The organism is Paracoccus sp. KKT209 (assembly GCF_055635455.1).
Window position 1 is genome coordinate 1,579,582 of sequence record NZ_CM145758.1, and the last position, 13,633, is coordinate 1,593,214.

The following is a 13,633-nucleotide window of genomic DNA, read 5'->3' on the forward strand; positions in this document are numbered from 1 at the left end:
GCGTTGCAGTCGGCCGCGCGAGCGATTACCTCATGCACAAACCGGCAAAGGGGCGCAAGATGACCGAACGCAGCCATGTTAAACTTTTGATCATCGGATCGGGGCCCGCGGGCTATACCGCCGCCGTCTATGCCTCGCGCGCGATGCTGGAGCCGATGCTAATCCAGGGGATGCAGCCCGGCGGGCAGCTGACCATCACCACCGAGGTCGAGAACTGGCCGGGCGAGACCGAGATCCAGGGCCCCGAGCTGATGGTGAAGATGGAGGCCCATGCCTTGGCGATGGGGGCCGAGGTCGTGACCGACATGGTCACGCGGCTGGACCTGTCGTCGCGGCCCTTCACGGCCGAATGCGACAGCGGGCGGGTGGTCCGGGCGGATGCCGTGATCCTGGCGACGGGCGCGCAGGCGCGCTGGCTGGGCCTGCCCTCGGAGGAGAAGTTCAAGGGCTTTGGCGTCAGCGCCTGCGCGACCTGCGACGGGTTCTTTTACCGCAACCGCGAGGTGATCGTGATCGGCGGCGGCAATACCGCGGTCGAGGAGGCGCTGTTCCTGACCAAGTTCGCCAGCAAGGTGACCCTGGTTCATCGCCGCGACAGTCTGCGGGCCGAAAAGATCCTGCAGAACCGGCTGCTGAACCACCCCAAGGTGGAGGTGATCTGGAACCACGAACTGGCCGAGGTTTCGGGGGCCGAAACGCCGATGGGCGTGACGGGCGCGGTCCTGCGCAACCTGCTGGACGGGTCCACGCGGCAGGTCGCGGCCGACGGCATCTTTGTGGCGATCGGCCATGCGCCGGCCAACGAATTGGTCAAGGACCAGCTGGAACTGCACAACGGCGGCTATGTGAAGGTCGAGCCCGGCAGCACCCGCACCTCGATCCCGGGGGTCTTTGCGGCGGGCGACCTGACCGATCACGTCTATCGCCAGGCCATCACCAGTGCGGGCATGGGCTGCATGGCGGCGCTGGATGCCGAGCATTTCCTGGCGGCGCAGGACGGAGTCGAGACCGTGCCCGAGCAACTGGTGGCCAGCATCGCCTGAACCCCCGAGAGGTGGAAAAAAGGCCCGGATCGCCGATGCGGTCCGGGCCTTTTCATGTTCAGCATGTGCCGTCAGCGGCGGGTGCGCGACCGTTCACGGGCCGGACCTTCGCCGGCGTGATCCAGCGCGCCCGAGGGCGCGGTGTTGCGTTCGGTCGCGGCCATGCCCTTTTTGCCGGGATCGGCGTCGGGGTCGTTCGGATGGAGCGGCGCGCCGTCCTCCATCATCGGGTTCTGGTCCTCGGCGCCTTCCTTCATCTCCATCGCCTTGCGGGACAGGTCCGACTGGCTGGAACTGTCGTCGCTGCCCGACTGACGGCGATCGCGTTCGGCCATGGCGCGATCCAGAGCGGCGTTGAGGTAGTCGGCCTTGCTGCGCGTGCCCTCATTGCCGCCGGCGGGGTTGATGCCGGCCGGATCGGCCTTGCCGCGTGCTTCGCGCCCCTGGCGGTCGCTGATGTCGCGCGCGCGGTTGCGGCGGTCGCGCAGCAGGGGAATCAGGTCCGAGAGTTCCTTGTCGCTGAGGGCACCGAGGGCCGGGTGACGGGCGCGGTCGGCTAGGTCCTGTTCGTCCTTGCTGAGGGCGCGCTGTTCTTCGGGGGTTGCGGCGTCATGGCTCATGGCGGTGATCCTTGTCTTGATTTGCTGGAAAAACCAACGGAAGCGGGGCTGCAAGGTTCCCTTTGGTCAGGCCGCGGCCGGCCTTTGCAACAGTTCCACAAAAGCGTTTTCCCAGACTTGAATATCGCTTTGAAGGCCGCTAGGACTGCGCCCAAGCGACGCGAGCCGACCTGGCCGTGTTCTCATTCTGATTGTTCAACCACTCGAGCGCTCGACATGACCCTTCCGAACCAGACCCCGATCCCCGAGCTTTACGTCTCGTCCGAGGCGGCCGCCGCGCTGAAGGACGAAGCGGGCCAGATGCCCAGCTGGGACCTGACCGCGCGCCAGATCTGCGATCTGGAGCTGCTGATGAACGGCGGCTTCAACCCGCTGAAGGGCTTTCTGACCCAGGCCGATTACGAGGGCGTGGTCGAGAACATGCGCCTGGACTCGGGCGCGCTGTGGCCGATGCCCATCACGCTGGACGTGAACGAGAAGTTCGCCGAAGGGCTGGAGCCGGGCACCGACATCGCGCTGCGTGACCAGGAAGGCGTGATCCTGGCGATCATGTCGGTCACCGACAAATGGGTCCCGAACAAGGCCCGCGAGGCCGAGAAGGTCTTTGGCGCCGACGACCTGGCGCATCCGGCCGTCAACTATCTGCACAACGTCGCGGGCCCCGTCTATCTGGGCGGCCCGATCAAGGGCCTGCAGGCACCGACGCATTACGACTTCCGTGCCCGGCGCAACACGCCGAACGAGCTGCGCGCCTTTTTCAAGAAGCTGGGCTGGAGCCGCGTCGTGGCCTTCCAGACGCGCAACCCGCTGCACCGCGCCCACCAGGAGCTGACCTTCCGCGCCGCGCGCGAGGCCCAGGCCAACCTGCTGATCCATCCGGTCGTGGGCATGACCAAGCCCGGCGACGTGGACCACTTCACCCGCGTCCGCTGCTATGAGGCGGTGCTGGACAAGTATCCGGCGGCGACGACGAACCTGTCGCTGCTGAACCTGGCGATGCGCATGGCGGGACCGCGCGAGGCGGTCTGGCACGGGCTGATCCGCAAGAACCACGGCGTCACGCATTTCATCGTCGGCCGCGACCATGCCGGCCCCGGCAAGAACAGCGCGGGCCAGGACTTCTATGGTCCCTATGACGCGCAGGAGCTGTTCAAGCAGTTCCAGGACGAGATCGGCGTCGAGATGGTCGACTTCAAGCACATGGTCTATGTGCAGGAAAAGGCCAGCTATTATCCCGCCAACGAGGTGCCCGAGGGCGCGACGGTCCTGGACATCAGCGGTACCGAACTGCGCCGCCGCCTGCGCGAAGGTCTGGACATTCCCGAATGGTTCAGCTTTCCCGAGGTCGTCCAGCAGCTGCGCCGCACCTCGCCGCCGCGCGCCCAGCAGGGCTTCACGGTCTTCTTCACCGGCCTGTCGGGTTCGGGCAAATCGACCGTTGCCAACGCGCTGATGGTCAAGCTGATGGAGATGGGCGGGCGTCCCGTGTCGCTGCTGGATGGCGACGTGGTCCGCAAGCACCTGTCGTCGGAACTGGGCTTTTCCAAGGAGCATCGCGACATCAACATCAAGCGCATCGGCTATGTCGCCTCCGAGATCACCAAGAACGGTGGCATCGCGATCTGTGCGCCGATCGCGCCTTATACCGCGACCCGCCGCGCCGTACGCGAGATGGTCGAGGCCGGCGGGGCATTCGTCGAGGTTCACGTCGCAACGCCCTTGGACGAATGCGAAAAGCGCGATCGCAAGGGCCTCTACAAGCTGGCCCGCGAAGGCAAGATCAAGGAATTCACCGGGATCTCGGACCCTTATGAGGAGCCGGCCAAGCCCGAGCTGCGCGTGGACACGACCGACATCGACGTGGATGCCGCCGCGCACCAGGTGCTGCTGAAGCTGGAAGGCATGGGGCTGATCGGCCTCAGCTGATCCTCCACCAACCTTGTTCAGGCCCCGGCACCGTGCCGGGGCCTTTTCGCGTTCCACCACCCGGGTTTGGCCCGGTCATGCCAAGGACAGGCGATGAGCGACAATGAGGCGACCGGCTGGCGATCATCGCTGGAAGTGTTCGACCTGGCGACGGGGACAGCGCGGGTAGTCCTGCGCACGCCGCAGCTGATCGAGGCGCCGAACTGGCATCCCGACGGCTGGTTCCTGGTCAACGGCGACGGGCAGCTGTGGCGCGCCGACGCGAGCGGTCTGATACCGATCAAGACGGGCAGCACCGAGCGGTGTAACAACGACCATGGCTTTCTGCCCGATGGCGGGATCATCTTTTCCGCCCATGACGGCAGCGGGGCGGGTATGCATGTGCATGACGCGCAGGGCCTGCGTCCCCTGCCGCAGCCGCGTCCAAGCTGGTGGCACGGGGCTAGCGCGCGGCACTTGTGCTATGCCTGCGTGCGCGGCGGTGACCGGATCGTGCGCATTGCCCGCAGCGACCTGGATGGAAGCAACGAGGTCGTTCTGACGCCGGGGGCGGCCCATCACGACGGACCCGATTTCTCGGCCTGCGGGCAGCATATCTGGTTCAATTCGGATGCGACGGGCCATGCGCAGATCTGGCGGATGCGGTGGGACGGCGCCGATGCCGCGCCGGTCTTTCACGATGAGAATGTGAACTGGTTTCCCCATCCCTCGCCCTGCGGAAGGCACGTGGTCTACCTGGCCTATGCGCCAGGGACCGAGGGGCATCCGCGCGACCGCGACGTGTCGCTGTGGATCATGCGGCCCGACGGAAGCGTGCGGCACAAGCTGTTGGACCTTTTCGGGGGGCAGGGCACGCTGAACGTGCCCTGCTGGTCCCCCGATGGGCAGGCCTTCGCCTTCATGCGCTATGCGCCTGAGGCCTAGTGCACGCTGACGGGCGACAATTCGTTCTGGCGCGCCAGCATGAAGGCCATGTTGCGGTCCTGGACCAGGGCCAGGCGTTCGCCGTCCGTGTCGTGCACGGCATACATCGTCTCGACGCCCGACAACTGGTCGCGGATGTCGTCGGGCAGCGTCTCGGTCGCGACGGTGCGGATGTAGACCGTCTGGGTGTTTTCGGTGTCACCGAAGTTGAATTTGCTGTTCATGGTGATCCCCTTACTTGCGGCTGATCGGTATGGTCTTGACGACCTGCTGGGGTTGGACCCGGCGCAGGTCGACATGCAGAAGCCCGTTTTCCATGGCGGCCGAGACGACCTCGACCCCGTCGGCCAGCACGAAGCTGCGCTGGAAGGCGCGGGCGGCGATGCCGCGATGCAGGAAGACGCGGTTCTCATCGGCCTCGGGCATGCGGCCCCGGATGACAAGCTGCCGGTCCTCGGTGGTGATGGCCAGGTCGCCTTCGGAAAAGCCGGCGACGGCCAGGGTGATGCGGAACCCGTCGGGTGCCATATGTTCGATGTTGTAGGGCGGATAGCCTTCGGCCCCTTTGGCGGCACGTTCCGCCAAGCGTTCCAGCTGGTCGAAGCCCAGCAGATAGGGGTGAGCCCCCAAGGAAATCTTCGTCATCTCAGCCCTTTGCGTTGAAGCGACTGTCCGGCTGCGGCCCCGTGTCGGCGGCCGTTCCGGTTTCCTCAATATGGTAACGTCGCAGGCCCCCTGCAAGATCCACGGTGTTCAGGAGGGGGGCACCATGCCGCAGGCGGCCATGGCACGGCGGATCGCGTTGCCCGATCCGGCCAGGGGAAAGCTGGTCGTGATCTGCCCCGAGGTGACCTGGGCATGGTGCCCCTCCAGCAGGGCCTCCAGCAGGGTCGACCCGGACATGGCGGGGGCCGACAGGACAGGACCATCGGCGGTGAAGGGCACGTCCAGCCGCCAGCCGTCGACGCCCAGCACGACCGAGTGGTCCACCCCCGTAAGCTCGACCACCCCCGGCTGGCCATCGCGGCAGCGATAGCTGAGCGTCCGGCCATGGACCTGCACGGTGGCCGCATGGGCATCGGCGCCGGGCGTTTCCGTGACCGTCCAGCCGCCGATCGGCTGGCGCGACAGAAGGTCGGCCTGGCAGGCGGAGGTGGCGCAATCCTGCGGCGCGCCGTGAGAGGTCGCAAGCAGGGAACAGGACTGGGGGCAGGACGGGTCTGCTGGCTGGGCCGAGGCTGGGGCCGCGAAGATCAGGAAGATGATGCCGAGGGGAACAGCGGCTGTCTGCATGACGGAGCTCCGGGCAGGGCGAACGCGAAACCGACAAGATCCTGTAGATCAAGGTGCCGCGTTCCGGTTTGTTTGGCAATGGGTTGCCGCAGGGGAAGGCCCGAAATCCGCACGGTTCCGAAAGGATCCTGTTAACAAGCCAGCGGGTTGCGGCTATATCTTGTGACACAAGGCCACGCGCTTCAGCAGAGTCCGCCCGATGAACATGCAGCACTCGATGACCCATGACGAGATCAGCCGCGCCCGGCTGGAGGCCCTGCGCTGCGAGCATCGCGACCTGGACGAGGCGATTGCCGCCCTGCAGGACCAGCAGCTGACCTCGTCCCTGGCGCTGCAGCGTCTGAAGAAGCAGAAGCTGGTGTTGAAGGACCGGATCGCCCGGCTGGAAGACGAGCTGACCCCCGACATCATCGCCTGATTGCGAGCCGCGCGCGCCCGCGCTATGCGGGGGCCCAACGGACGCTGACGGGGACAAGCGATGGACAGACCGGTGGGAATCATCATGGGCAGCCAGTCGGACTGGCCGACCATGCGCGAGGCGGCCTCGATCCTGGACGAGCTGGGGATCGGCTATGAGGCGCGGATCGTCAGCGCCCACCGCACCCCGGACCGGCTGTGGACCTATGGCAAGACCGCCGTCGAGCGGGGCCTGCGCGTCATCATCGCGGGCGCGGGCGGCGCGGCGCATCTGCCCGGCATGATGGCCTCGAAGACGCGGGTGCCGGTGATCGGCGTGCCGGTCCAGACCAAGGCCCTGTCGGGGGTGGATTCGCTCTATTCGATCCTGCAGATGCCCAAGGGCTATCCTGTGGCGACCATGGCCATCGGGGCTGCGGGGGCCGCCAATGCTGGGCTGATGGCGGCAGGAATCCTGGCGCTGTCGGATGCCGATCTGGCCGCCCGTCTGGATGCCTGGCGCGAGGCGCTGTCGGCCTCGATCCCCGAGGAGCCGCGCGATGAGTGAGATCCGGACCATCGGCATCCTGGGCGGCGGCCAGTTGGGCCGCATGCTGTCGGTCGCGGCAAGCCGCCTTGGGCTGTGCTGCCACATCTTTGAGCCGGGCGCGGCGCCGGCCGGGGACGTGGCCTGGCGTGTGACAAGCGCCCCCTATGAGGACGAGGCCGCGCTGCGCGACTTTGCGCAATCGGTCGATGTCATCACCTATGAATTCGAGAACGTGCCGACCAGCGCGCTGGACCTGCTGGAATCAATCCGCCCGATCCGCCCGAACCGTCGTGCGCTGGCGGTGTCGCAGGACCGGCTGACCGAGAAGGCCTTCCTGAACGAGATCGGCCTGACAACCGCGCCCTTTGCCGACGTGCCGGACCAGGCGGCGCTGGAGGGGGCGATTGCGCAGATCGGCCGGCCCTCGATCCTCAAGACCCGGCGGATGGGCTATGACGGAAAGGGCCAGGTCCGTATCGGCGAGACGGGCGAGGCCGAATGGACCGGCGCGCCTTCGGTGCTGGAGGGTTTCGTCGCCTTCACGGCCGAGATCAGCGTCATCATCGCCCGCGGCGCCGACGGGCAGGTGGCGGCCTTCGACCCCGGCCTGAACGTCCACGAAGGTGGCATCCTGCGCAGCACGACCGTGCCCTGCGGGCAGCCGGCGCGGGTCACGACCGACGCGGTCCTGATCGCCGCCCGGATCGCCAATGCGCTGGATTACGTGGGCGTTCTGGGGGTCGAGCTGTTCGTGACGCCCCAGGGCCTGATCGTGAACGAGATCGCGCCCCGCGTTCACAATTCCGGCCACTGGACGCAGGCTGGCTGCGCCGTGGACCAGTTCGAGCAGCACATCCGCGCCGTGGCGGGCCTGCCCCTGGGCGACGGCAAGCGCCATGCCGATGTTTTAATGGAGAACCTGATCGGCGACGACATGGAGCGCGTGCCGGACCTGCTGCGCGCGCCGCGCACGCAGCTGCATCTTTACGGCAAGGGCGAGGCGCGTCGCGGCCGCAAGATGGGCCATGCAAACCGGATCAGCGGATAGGCGCATCCGCTTTTCCGGAACCTGACCGATTGAGCCGTCCCGCGACGGCCGGGGGCGGCAAGCCCCCGGCCGTCGCGGGACGCAATCCTATTCGGCCGCCTGCTTGACCGCCGTCTCGGAGCCCGACTTCATCCGGAAGCCGCGCTCCAGCTGGTCGAAGGGGGCGACCGGATAGTCGCCCGAGAAGCAGGCGTCGCAATATTGCGGGCATTTGCTGTTGCGCCCCTCCGCCTCGCCCACGGCCCGATAAAGCCCGTCCAGCGACACGAAGGACAGGCTGTCCACGCCGATCCAGTCGCGCATCTCGTCGGTGGACATGTTCGCGGCCAGCAGCTTGTCGCGGTCGGGCGTGTCCACGCCATAGAAGCAGGGCCAGGAGGTCGGGGGCGAGGCGATGCGGAAATGCACCTCGGCCGCGCCCGCGTCCAGGATCATGTCCTTGATCTTGCGGCTGGTGGTGCCGCGCACCACGCTGTCGTCGACCAGCACCACGCGCTTGCCGGCGATTAGGGCGCGGTTCACGTTCAGCTTCAGCCGGACGCCCATGTTGCGGATCTGCTCGGAAGGTTCAATGAAGGTCCGGCCCATGTACTGGTTGCGGATGATCCCCATGCCATAGGGAATGCCCGATTCCTGCGCAAAGCCGATGGCCGCCGGGGTGCCGCTGTCGGGCACCGGACAGACCAGGTCGGCCTCGACCGGCGCCTCGCGGGCCAGTTCCACGCCGATCTGACGGCGGGTCTCATAGACGGACCGGCCGCCGATGATGGAATCGGGGCGCGAGAAATAGACATGCTCGAAGATGCAGAACCGGCCCGTGGAGGGGCCGAAGGGGCGCGAGGAGACGACCTCGCCCTTGGAGATGACGACCATCTCGCCCGGCTCGATCTCGCGCAGGAAGTCGGCGCCGATGATGTCCAGCGCGCAGGTTTCCGAGGCCAGGACATAGCCGTCCTCGCCCACACGGCCCAGGACGAGCGGCCGCACGCCCAGGGGGTCGCGCACGCCGATCAGCTTGGTCCGGGTCATGGCGATGACGCTGAAGGCGCCCTCGATCCGGCGCAGCGCGTCCTTCATCCGCTCGGGGATGTTGCGCTGGATGGACCGGGCCATCAGGTGGATGATGCATTCGCTGTCCGAGGAGGACTGGAAGATCGAGCCGCGCTCGATCAGTTCGCGGCGCAGCGCATTGGCGTTGGTGATGTTGCCGTTATGGGCGATCGCGCAGCCGCCCATGTGAAACTCGCCGAAGAAGGGCTGGACGTCGCGGATCGCGGTGTTGGCCTTGGTCCCGGCGGTCGAATAGCGCACATGGCCGATGGCCAGCGAACCGGGCAGGGTCGCCATCAGTTCGGGCTTGGTGAAGTTGTCGCGCACATAGCCGAAGCGATGGGCGCTGTTGAACCCGTGTTCGGGGTCATGGGCCACGATGCCGCCGGCCTCCTGGCCGCGGTGCTGCAGGGCATGGAGCCCCAGTGCGACGAAGTTCGAAGCATCGGCCACGCCGATGGCACCGAAGATCCCGCACTCTTCGTGCAGTCGGTCCGAATCGAACGGATGGGCCAGGAAGGGTTGCATCGGCACGTCCTGTGATGGCTGGGGGCTGTCGGGGGCTATGTAGTCCTGCCGTCCCGTAAAGTCACGCCCCCGCGGTTGGGCGGGGGCGCTTTTTCGTCATCGGACTGTCGTGTTGCTGCCGGCGGTCCGGTATTGGCCGTCAGTTGGCGGCCGGGGGCGTCGCGGTAGGGCTGAGGGTGGTGGCATCGGCGGTGCAGGCGCGGACCATCTGTTCATAGCGGCCCACGATCCAGCCCGGCGCGTCCTGGGGGATCTGTTCGTCCATCTGGCCGCGCATGCGTTCGAACACCTGGGCCGAGCGCGAGTCCTCGACCATGGCCACGGTCTGGCTGGTCATGACGCGGTCATAGACGATGAAGGCGATCGCGACCAAAAGGATGCCGCGGGCCACGCCGAAGAGAAAGCCGATCCCCTGATCCACCCCGCCCAATGCCGAACGCTGGACCACGCTGGAGAACAGCGGCGTGATGATCGAGAAGACCACCAGCGCCAGCGCGAAGACCGCGGCAAAGGCCGCGATGGTGGCCAGTTCGCAGCTGTCGCCCATGAAGCGGTCCAGCACCGGCAGTTGCGCCACCATCGGCCGCACCGTCGGCGCGAAAAGGAAGGCCAGGATCGCCGCGCCGATCCAGCCCAGGATGGCCAGCGATTCGCGCACGAAGCCACGCGACCAGGCGAGGATCGCCGAGAGGATGATGACACCCGCCACCACGGCGTCGATGATCGTAAAGCCGTCCATGTTCCTGTCCCTTGCGCCGGTTTTCTTTGTCGATCAGGCGGTTCAGCCGGCGCCGAAGACCTCGCCCACAAATGCCGTCAGGTCGGTGATGCGCCTCAGCGCCATTCCGGACCCGTTCTTGTCTGGTCCCTCGACCTTGGAGGCGTCGGGTAAAATCGCTTGTGAAAAACCAAGTTTCTGCGCCTCTTTCAACCGGTTTTCGGCCTGTGCGACGGGGCGCAGCGCCCCCGAAAGGCTGATCTCACCGAAAAGGACGGCATCGGGAGGCAAAGGGCTGTCCTCGCGCGCCGACAGAAGCGCGCCGGCGATGGCCAGGTCGGCGGCGGGTTCGGCGACCTTCATGCCGCCCGCCACGTTCAGGAAGACGTCGAGGCCCGCGAAGGGGATGCCGCAGCGTGCCTCCAGCACCGCCAGGATCGTGCTGACGCGGCCGCTGTCCAGACCCACAACCGTGCGGCGGGGGCTGGCCAGCGTCGAGGGCGCGACCAGGGCCTGAACCTCGGTCAGGACGGGGCGTGTGCCCTCGATGCCCGCAAAGACCGCGCTGCCGGCGATCGGCTGGCCGCGTTCCGACAGGAACAGCGCCGAGGGGTTGGCGACCTCGGAAAGGCCCGCGCCGGTCATCTCGAAGACGCCGATCTCTCCCGAAGGGCCGAAGCGGTTCTTGACCGAGCGCAGGATGCGGAACTGGTGGCCGCGCTCGCCCTCGAAATAGAGGACGGTGTCGACCATGTGCTCGACCACGCGGGGGCCGGCGATCTGGCCTTCCTTGGTGACATGGCCCACCAGGATGACGGCCACGCCGCGCCGCTTGGCGAAGGTCACCAGCTCATGCGCGGCGGCGCGGACCTGGGCCACGCTGCCGGGTGCGGCCTCGACCGTGTCGGACCAGAGCGTCTGGATCGAGTCGATCACGGCCACGTCCGGGCGTTCGGCGTCCAGCGTCGTCAGGATGTCGCGCAGGTTGGTTTCCGCCCCAAGACGCATGGGCGCATCCGCCAGCCCGAGGCGCTGCGCGCGCATGCGGACCTGGGCGCTGGCTTCCTCTCCCGAAAAGTAGATCGCCTGGAGGTCGTGGCGTGAAAACGCCGCCGCCGCCTGCAGGAGCAGCGTCGATTTGCCGATGCCGGGATCGCCGCCGACCAGCAGCGCCGAGCCGGGGACGAGGCCGCCGCCCAGGACGCGGTCGAACTCCTCCATTCCCGACAGGCAGCGGGGCGGCGGCGGTTCGCTGGTGGTCAGGCCGGAGAGGGGCACGGCGCGGCCCTTGGCGGCGCCGAGGCCGCGGCCCGGACCCTGCGACAGGGGCCCTTCCTCGACGATGGTGTTCCAGGCGTTGCAGGCGTCGCAGCGCCCGGCCCATTTCTTGTGGGCCGCGCCGCAGGCGGTGCAGGTGAAGGCGGTGACGGATTTTGCCATGCCCCTCATGTGGCACCCGGCGGCGGGCGTCGCAAGATGGGTTTTTTGCGCCACGAAGACGCCGCTCACGCCTTTGTCGGCTTGAAATCCGGGGGCGGCGGGGTCAGGGTCCGGACGGAAATTCAGGGGCTTGGACCATGGCCATAGGCTTTTCGCGCTACGAATTCATGATCGCCTGGCGCTATCTTCGGGCGCGACGCGCCGAGGGCGGGGTCAGCGTCATGACCTGGATCAGCCTGATCGGCATCGCCCTGGGGGTGATGGCGCTGATCGCCACGCTGGCCGTGCGCGCGGGGTTCCGGGCCGAGTTCGTGGACACGATCCTGGGCGCCAATGCGCATACGACCGTCTACATGGCGCCGCGGCAGATCACGAACGAGTACACCGACGACGTCCATGTCGTGCCGGGCCGGATCGCCGATTACGAGGAGATGGCCGCGCGGCTGGCCGAACTGCCGGGCGTGACCCGCACCGCCGCCGTGATCAAGGGGCAGGTCATGGCCAGCGCCAATGACAGCTCGAACGTGGCCGAGGTGTTCGGCATCCGCCGCGCCGACCTGGAGGCCATGCCGCGGATCGTGGACCCCGAGACCTCCTATGGCGACCTGGACCGGTTTGGCGAGGGCATCGCCATCGGGTCGGGGATCGCGCGCGAACTGGGCGTGGGCCTGGGCGACCGCATCCGGCTGATCGCGCCCGAGGGGGCACGGACCGCCTTTGGCACCACGCCGCGGGTCAGCGCCTATGAGGTGACCTATGTCTTCAGCGCCGGGCGCTATGACATCGACCGGACGCGCATCTACATGCCGCTGGAGGAGGCGCAGTCCTATTTCAACCGCGAGGGCGTCGCCGACGAGATCGAGGTCTTTGTCGAGCGTCCCGAGCAGGTGGACGAATGGACCCTGCCGCTGATGCAGGCGGCGGGCGAGGGGGCGCAGGTCTGGAACTGGCGCGACGCGTCCGGGTCCTTCCTGTCGGCGCTGGACATGGAGGATGACGTGATGTTCGTCATCCTGTCGGTGCTGGTGCTGATCGCGTCGATGAACATCACCAGCGGGCTGATCATGCTGGTCAAGAACAAGGGTCGCGACATCGGCATCCTGCGCACGATGGGCCTGACCGAAGGATCGGTGCTGCGGGTGTTCTTTCTGTGCGGGGCCTTTACCGGCATCATCGGCACGCTGGCCGGGGTGCTGCTGGGCGTGCTGCTGGCGCTGAACGTGGAGAACATCATGGCCGCGCTGAACGCGCTGACCGGCGGTGGGGCCTGGCAGCCCGAGGTGCGCGGCATCTATCGCCTGCCGGCCGAGCTGCGGGCCTGGGACATCGCCCGCGCCGTCGGCCTGTCGCTGACGCTGTCCTTCATCGTCACGATCTTTCCCGCGCGCCGTGCCGCCCGGATGAACCCGGTGGAGGCCCTGCGCTATGAATGAGGTGCTGCGGCTGGAGGGGGTCGCCAAGACCTATGCCAAGGACGGCCCTGCGCCCGTCACCGTCCTGTCGGCGCTGGACCTGAGCGTGGCGCGCGGCGAGGTCGTGGCCCTGGTGGCGCCGTCGGGGGCGGGCAAGTCGACCCTGCTGCATATCGCGGGTCTGCTGGACACGCCCGATGCGGGGCGGGTGATCCTGTCGGGGCGCGACATGACCGGGCTGCCGGACCGCGCGCGGACCGAGGCGCGGCGACGCGAGCTGGGCTTTGTCTATCAGTTCCATCATCTGCTGCCGGAATTCAGCGCGGCCGAGAACATCGTCCTGCCGCAGCTGGCCAACGGCGTCGGCGCGCGGGACGCGCAGGCGCGGGCGGCGGACCTGCTGGGCCGCGTGGGGCTGGCGCACCGGGCGGACCATCGGCCGGCGCAGATGTCGGGGGGCGAGCAGCAGCGCGTGGCGTTTTGCCGGGCGCTGGCCAACGGGCCGGCCCTGCTGCTGGCGGACGAGCCGACGGGGAACCTGGACCCTGAAACCTCGGACCGGGTGTTCGACGTGCTGATGGGGCTGGTGCGCGAGACCGGGCTGTCGGCGCTGATCGCCACGCATAACCATGCGCTGGCGGCGCGGATGGACCGGATCGTGCGGCTGGCCGGCACGGCCTGATCG

Annotated in this window: 15 protein-coding genes; 8 read left to right on the forward strand and 7 right to left on the reverse strand. The window is 67.6% G+C overall.

Annotated features, from left to right (window positions below):
- Positions 1-59: 59 nt before the first annotated feature.
- On the forward strand, positions 60-1,043 hold the full coding sequence (gene trxB, locus ACZ2G3_RS07965) for a thioredoxin-disulfide reductase (RefSeq protein WP_470398938.1): 984 nt from the start codon (positions 60-62) through the stop codon (positions 1,041-1,043).
- A gap of 71 nt (positions 1,044-1,114) precedes the next feature.
- Here the strand turns inward: trxB and ACZ2G3_RS07970 are convergent, their stop codons facing one another.
- The gene (locus tag ACZ2G3_RS07970) at positions 1,115-1,663 is read right to left on the reverse strand and encodes a hypothetical protein (protein ID WP_470398940.1); all 549 of its coding nucleotides are present in this window, start codon (positions 1,661-1,663) and stop codon (positions 1,115-1,117) included.
- Positions 1,664-1,879: 216 nt separating this feature from the next.
- On the opposite strand from ACZ2G3_RS07970, the gene ACZ2G3_RS07975 reads away from it, so the two are divergent.
- Positions 1,880-3,589, forward strand: a complete 1,710-nt coding sequence (locus ACZ2G3_RS07975) for a bifunctional sulfate adenylyltransferase/adenylylsulfate kinase (protein ID WP_470398941.1) — start codon at positions 1,880-1,882, stop codon at positions 3,587-3,589.
- Positions 3,590-3,682: 93 nt separating this feature from the next.
- Positions 3,683-4,513 carry a TolB family protein gene (locus ACZ2G3_RS07980; RefSeq protein ID WP_470398943.1) on the forward strand — a complete coding sequence of 277 codons (831 nt, stop codon included), beginning with the start codon at positions 3,683-3,685 and terminating at the stop codon, positions 4,511-4,513.
- Here ACZ2G3_RS07980 and ACZ2G3_RS07985 read toward each other — a convergent pair.
- The 3 genes from ACZ2G3_RS07985 to ACZ2G3_RS07995 all read right to left on the reverse strand — a co-directional run bounded on the left by ACZ2G3_RS07985 (position 4,510) and on the right by ACZ2G3_RS07995 (position 5,806).
- Complete coding sequence (locus tag ACZ2G3_RS07985) at positions 4,510-4,737, reverse strand: DUF1150 family protein (protein ID WP_470398945.1); 228 nt, start codon at positions 4,735-4,737, stop codon at positions 4,510-4,512. The two genes, ACZ2G3_RS07980 and ACZ2G3_RS07985, sit on opposite strands and share 4 nt — an antisense overlap.
- A 10-nt stretch (positions 4,738-4,747) precedes the next feature.
- Entirely contained in the window at positions 4,748-5,158 is a 411-nt protein-coding gene (locus tag ACZ2G3_RS07990) for an Hsp20 family protein (RefSeq protein ID WP_470398946.1), read from the reverse strand.
- A gap of 108 nt (positions 5,159-5,266) precedes the next feature.
- The gene (locus ACZ2G3_RS07995; protein ID WP_470398948.1) at positions 5,267-5,806 is read right to left on the reverse strand and encodes a hypothetical protein; all 540 of its coding nucleotides are present in this window, start codon (positions 5,804-5,806) and stop codon (positions 5,267-5,269) included.
- A 199-nt stretch (positions 5,807-6,005) separates the two neighbouring features.
- Between ACZ2G3_RS07995 and ACZ2G3_RS08000 the strand changes: the two genes are divergently transcribed.
- Genes ACZ2G3_RS08000 through ACZ2G3_RS08010 form a run of 3 tightly spaced genes read left to right on the forward strand, consistent with a single transcriptional unit; the run spans position 6,006 to position 7,800 of the window.
- Positions 6,006-6,224: a YdcH family protein gene (locus tag ACZ2G3_RS08000; RefSeq protein ID WP_419267725.1), complete on the forward strand. Its 219-nt coding sequence runs from the start codon at positions 6,006-6,008 to the stop codon at positions 6,222-6,224.
- 60 nt (positions 6,225-6,284) lie between these two features.
- Positions 6,285-6,770 carry a 5-(carboxyamino)imidazole ribonucleotide mutase gene (gene purE, locus ACZ2G3_RS08005; RefSeq protein ID WP_470398949.1) on the forward strand — a complete coding sequence of 162 codons (486 nt, stop codon included), beginning with the start codon at positions 6,285-6,287 and terminating at the stop codon, positions 6,768-6,770.
- Positions 6,763-7,800 (forward strand): 5-(carboxyamino)imidazole ribonucleotide synthase, encoded by a 1,038-nt coding sequence (locus tag ACZ2G3_RS08010; RefSeq protein WP_470398950.1) that lies wholly within the window; start codon positions 6,763-6,765, stop codon positions 7,798-7,800. Before purE ends, ACZ2G3_RS08010 begins: the two co-directional genes overlap by 8 nt.
- Positions 7,801-7,887: 87 nt before the next feature.
- Here the strand turns inward: ACZ2G3_RS08010 and purF are convergent, their stop codons facing one another.
- From purF to radA, 3 genes are all read right to left on the reverse strand, one after another.
- Entirely contained in the window at positions 7,888-9,378 is a 1,491-nt protein-coding gene (gene purF / locus ACZ2G3_RS08015) for an amidophosphoribosyltransferase (RefSeq protein ID WP_470398951.1), read from the reverse strand.
- Between the two features lie 139 nt (positions 9,379-9,517).
- Complete coding sequence (locus ACZ2G3_RS08020) at positions 9,518-10,117, reverse strand: CvpA family protein (RefSeq protein ID WP_419267729.1); 600 nt, start codon at positions 10,115-10,117, stop codon at positions 9,518-9,520.
- A 42-nt stretch (positions 10,118-10,159) separates the two neighbouring features.
- Positions 10,160-11,536 carry a DNA repair protein RadA gene (radA, locus tag ACZ2G3_RS08025; protein ID WP_419267730.1) on the reverse strand — a complete coding sequence of 459 codons (1,377 nt, stop codon included), beginning with the start codon at positions 11,534-11,536 and terminating at the stop codon, positions 10,160-10,162.
- 137 nt (positions 11,537-11,673) lie between these two features.
- Between radA and ACZ2G3_RS08030 the strand changes: the two genes are divergently transcribed.
- Both ACZ2G3_RS08030 and ACZ2G3_RS08035 read left to right on the forward strand, forming a co-directional pair.
- Positions 11,674-12,969, forward strand: a complete 1,296-nt coding sequence (locus tag ACZ2G3_RS08030) for a lipoprotein-releasing ABC transporter permease subunit (RefSeq protein ID WP_470398954.1) — start codon at positions 11,674-11,676, stop codon at positions 12,967-12,969.
- Positions 12,962-13,630, forward strand: coding sequence for an ABC transporter ATP-binding protein (locus ACZ2G3_RS08035; protein WP_419267732.1), 669 nt, complete (start codon positions 12,962-12,964; stop codon positions 13,628-13,630). Before ACZ2G3_RS08030 ends, ACZ2G3_RS08035 begins: the two co-directional genes overlap by 8 nt.
- Positions 13,631-13,633 lie beyond the last annotated feature (3 nt).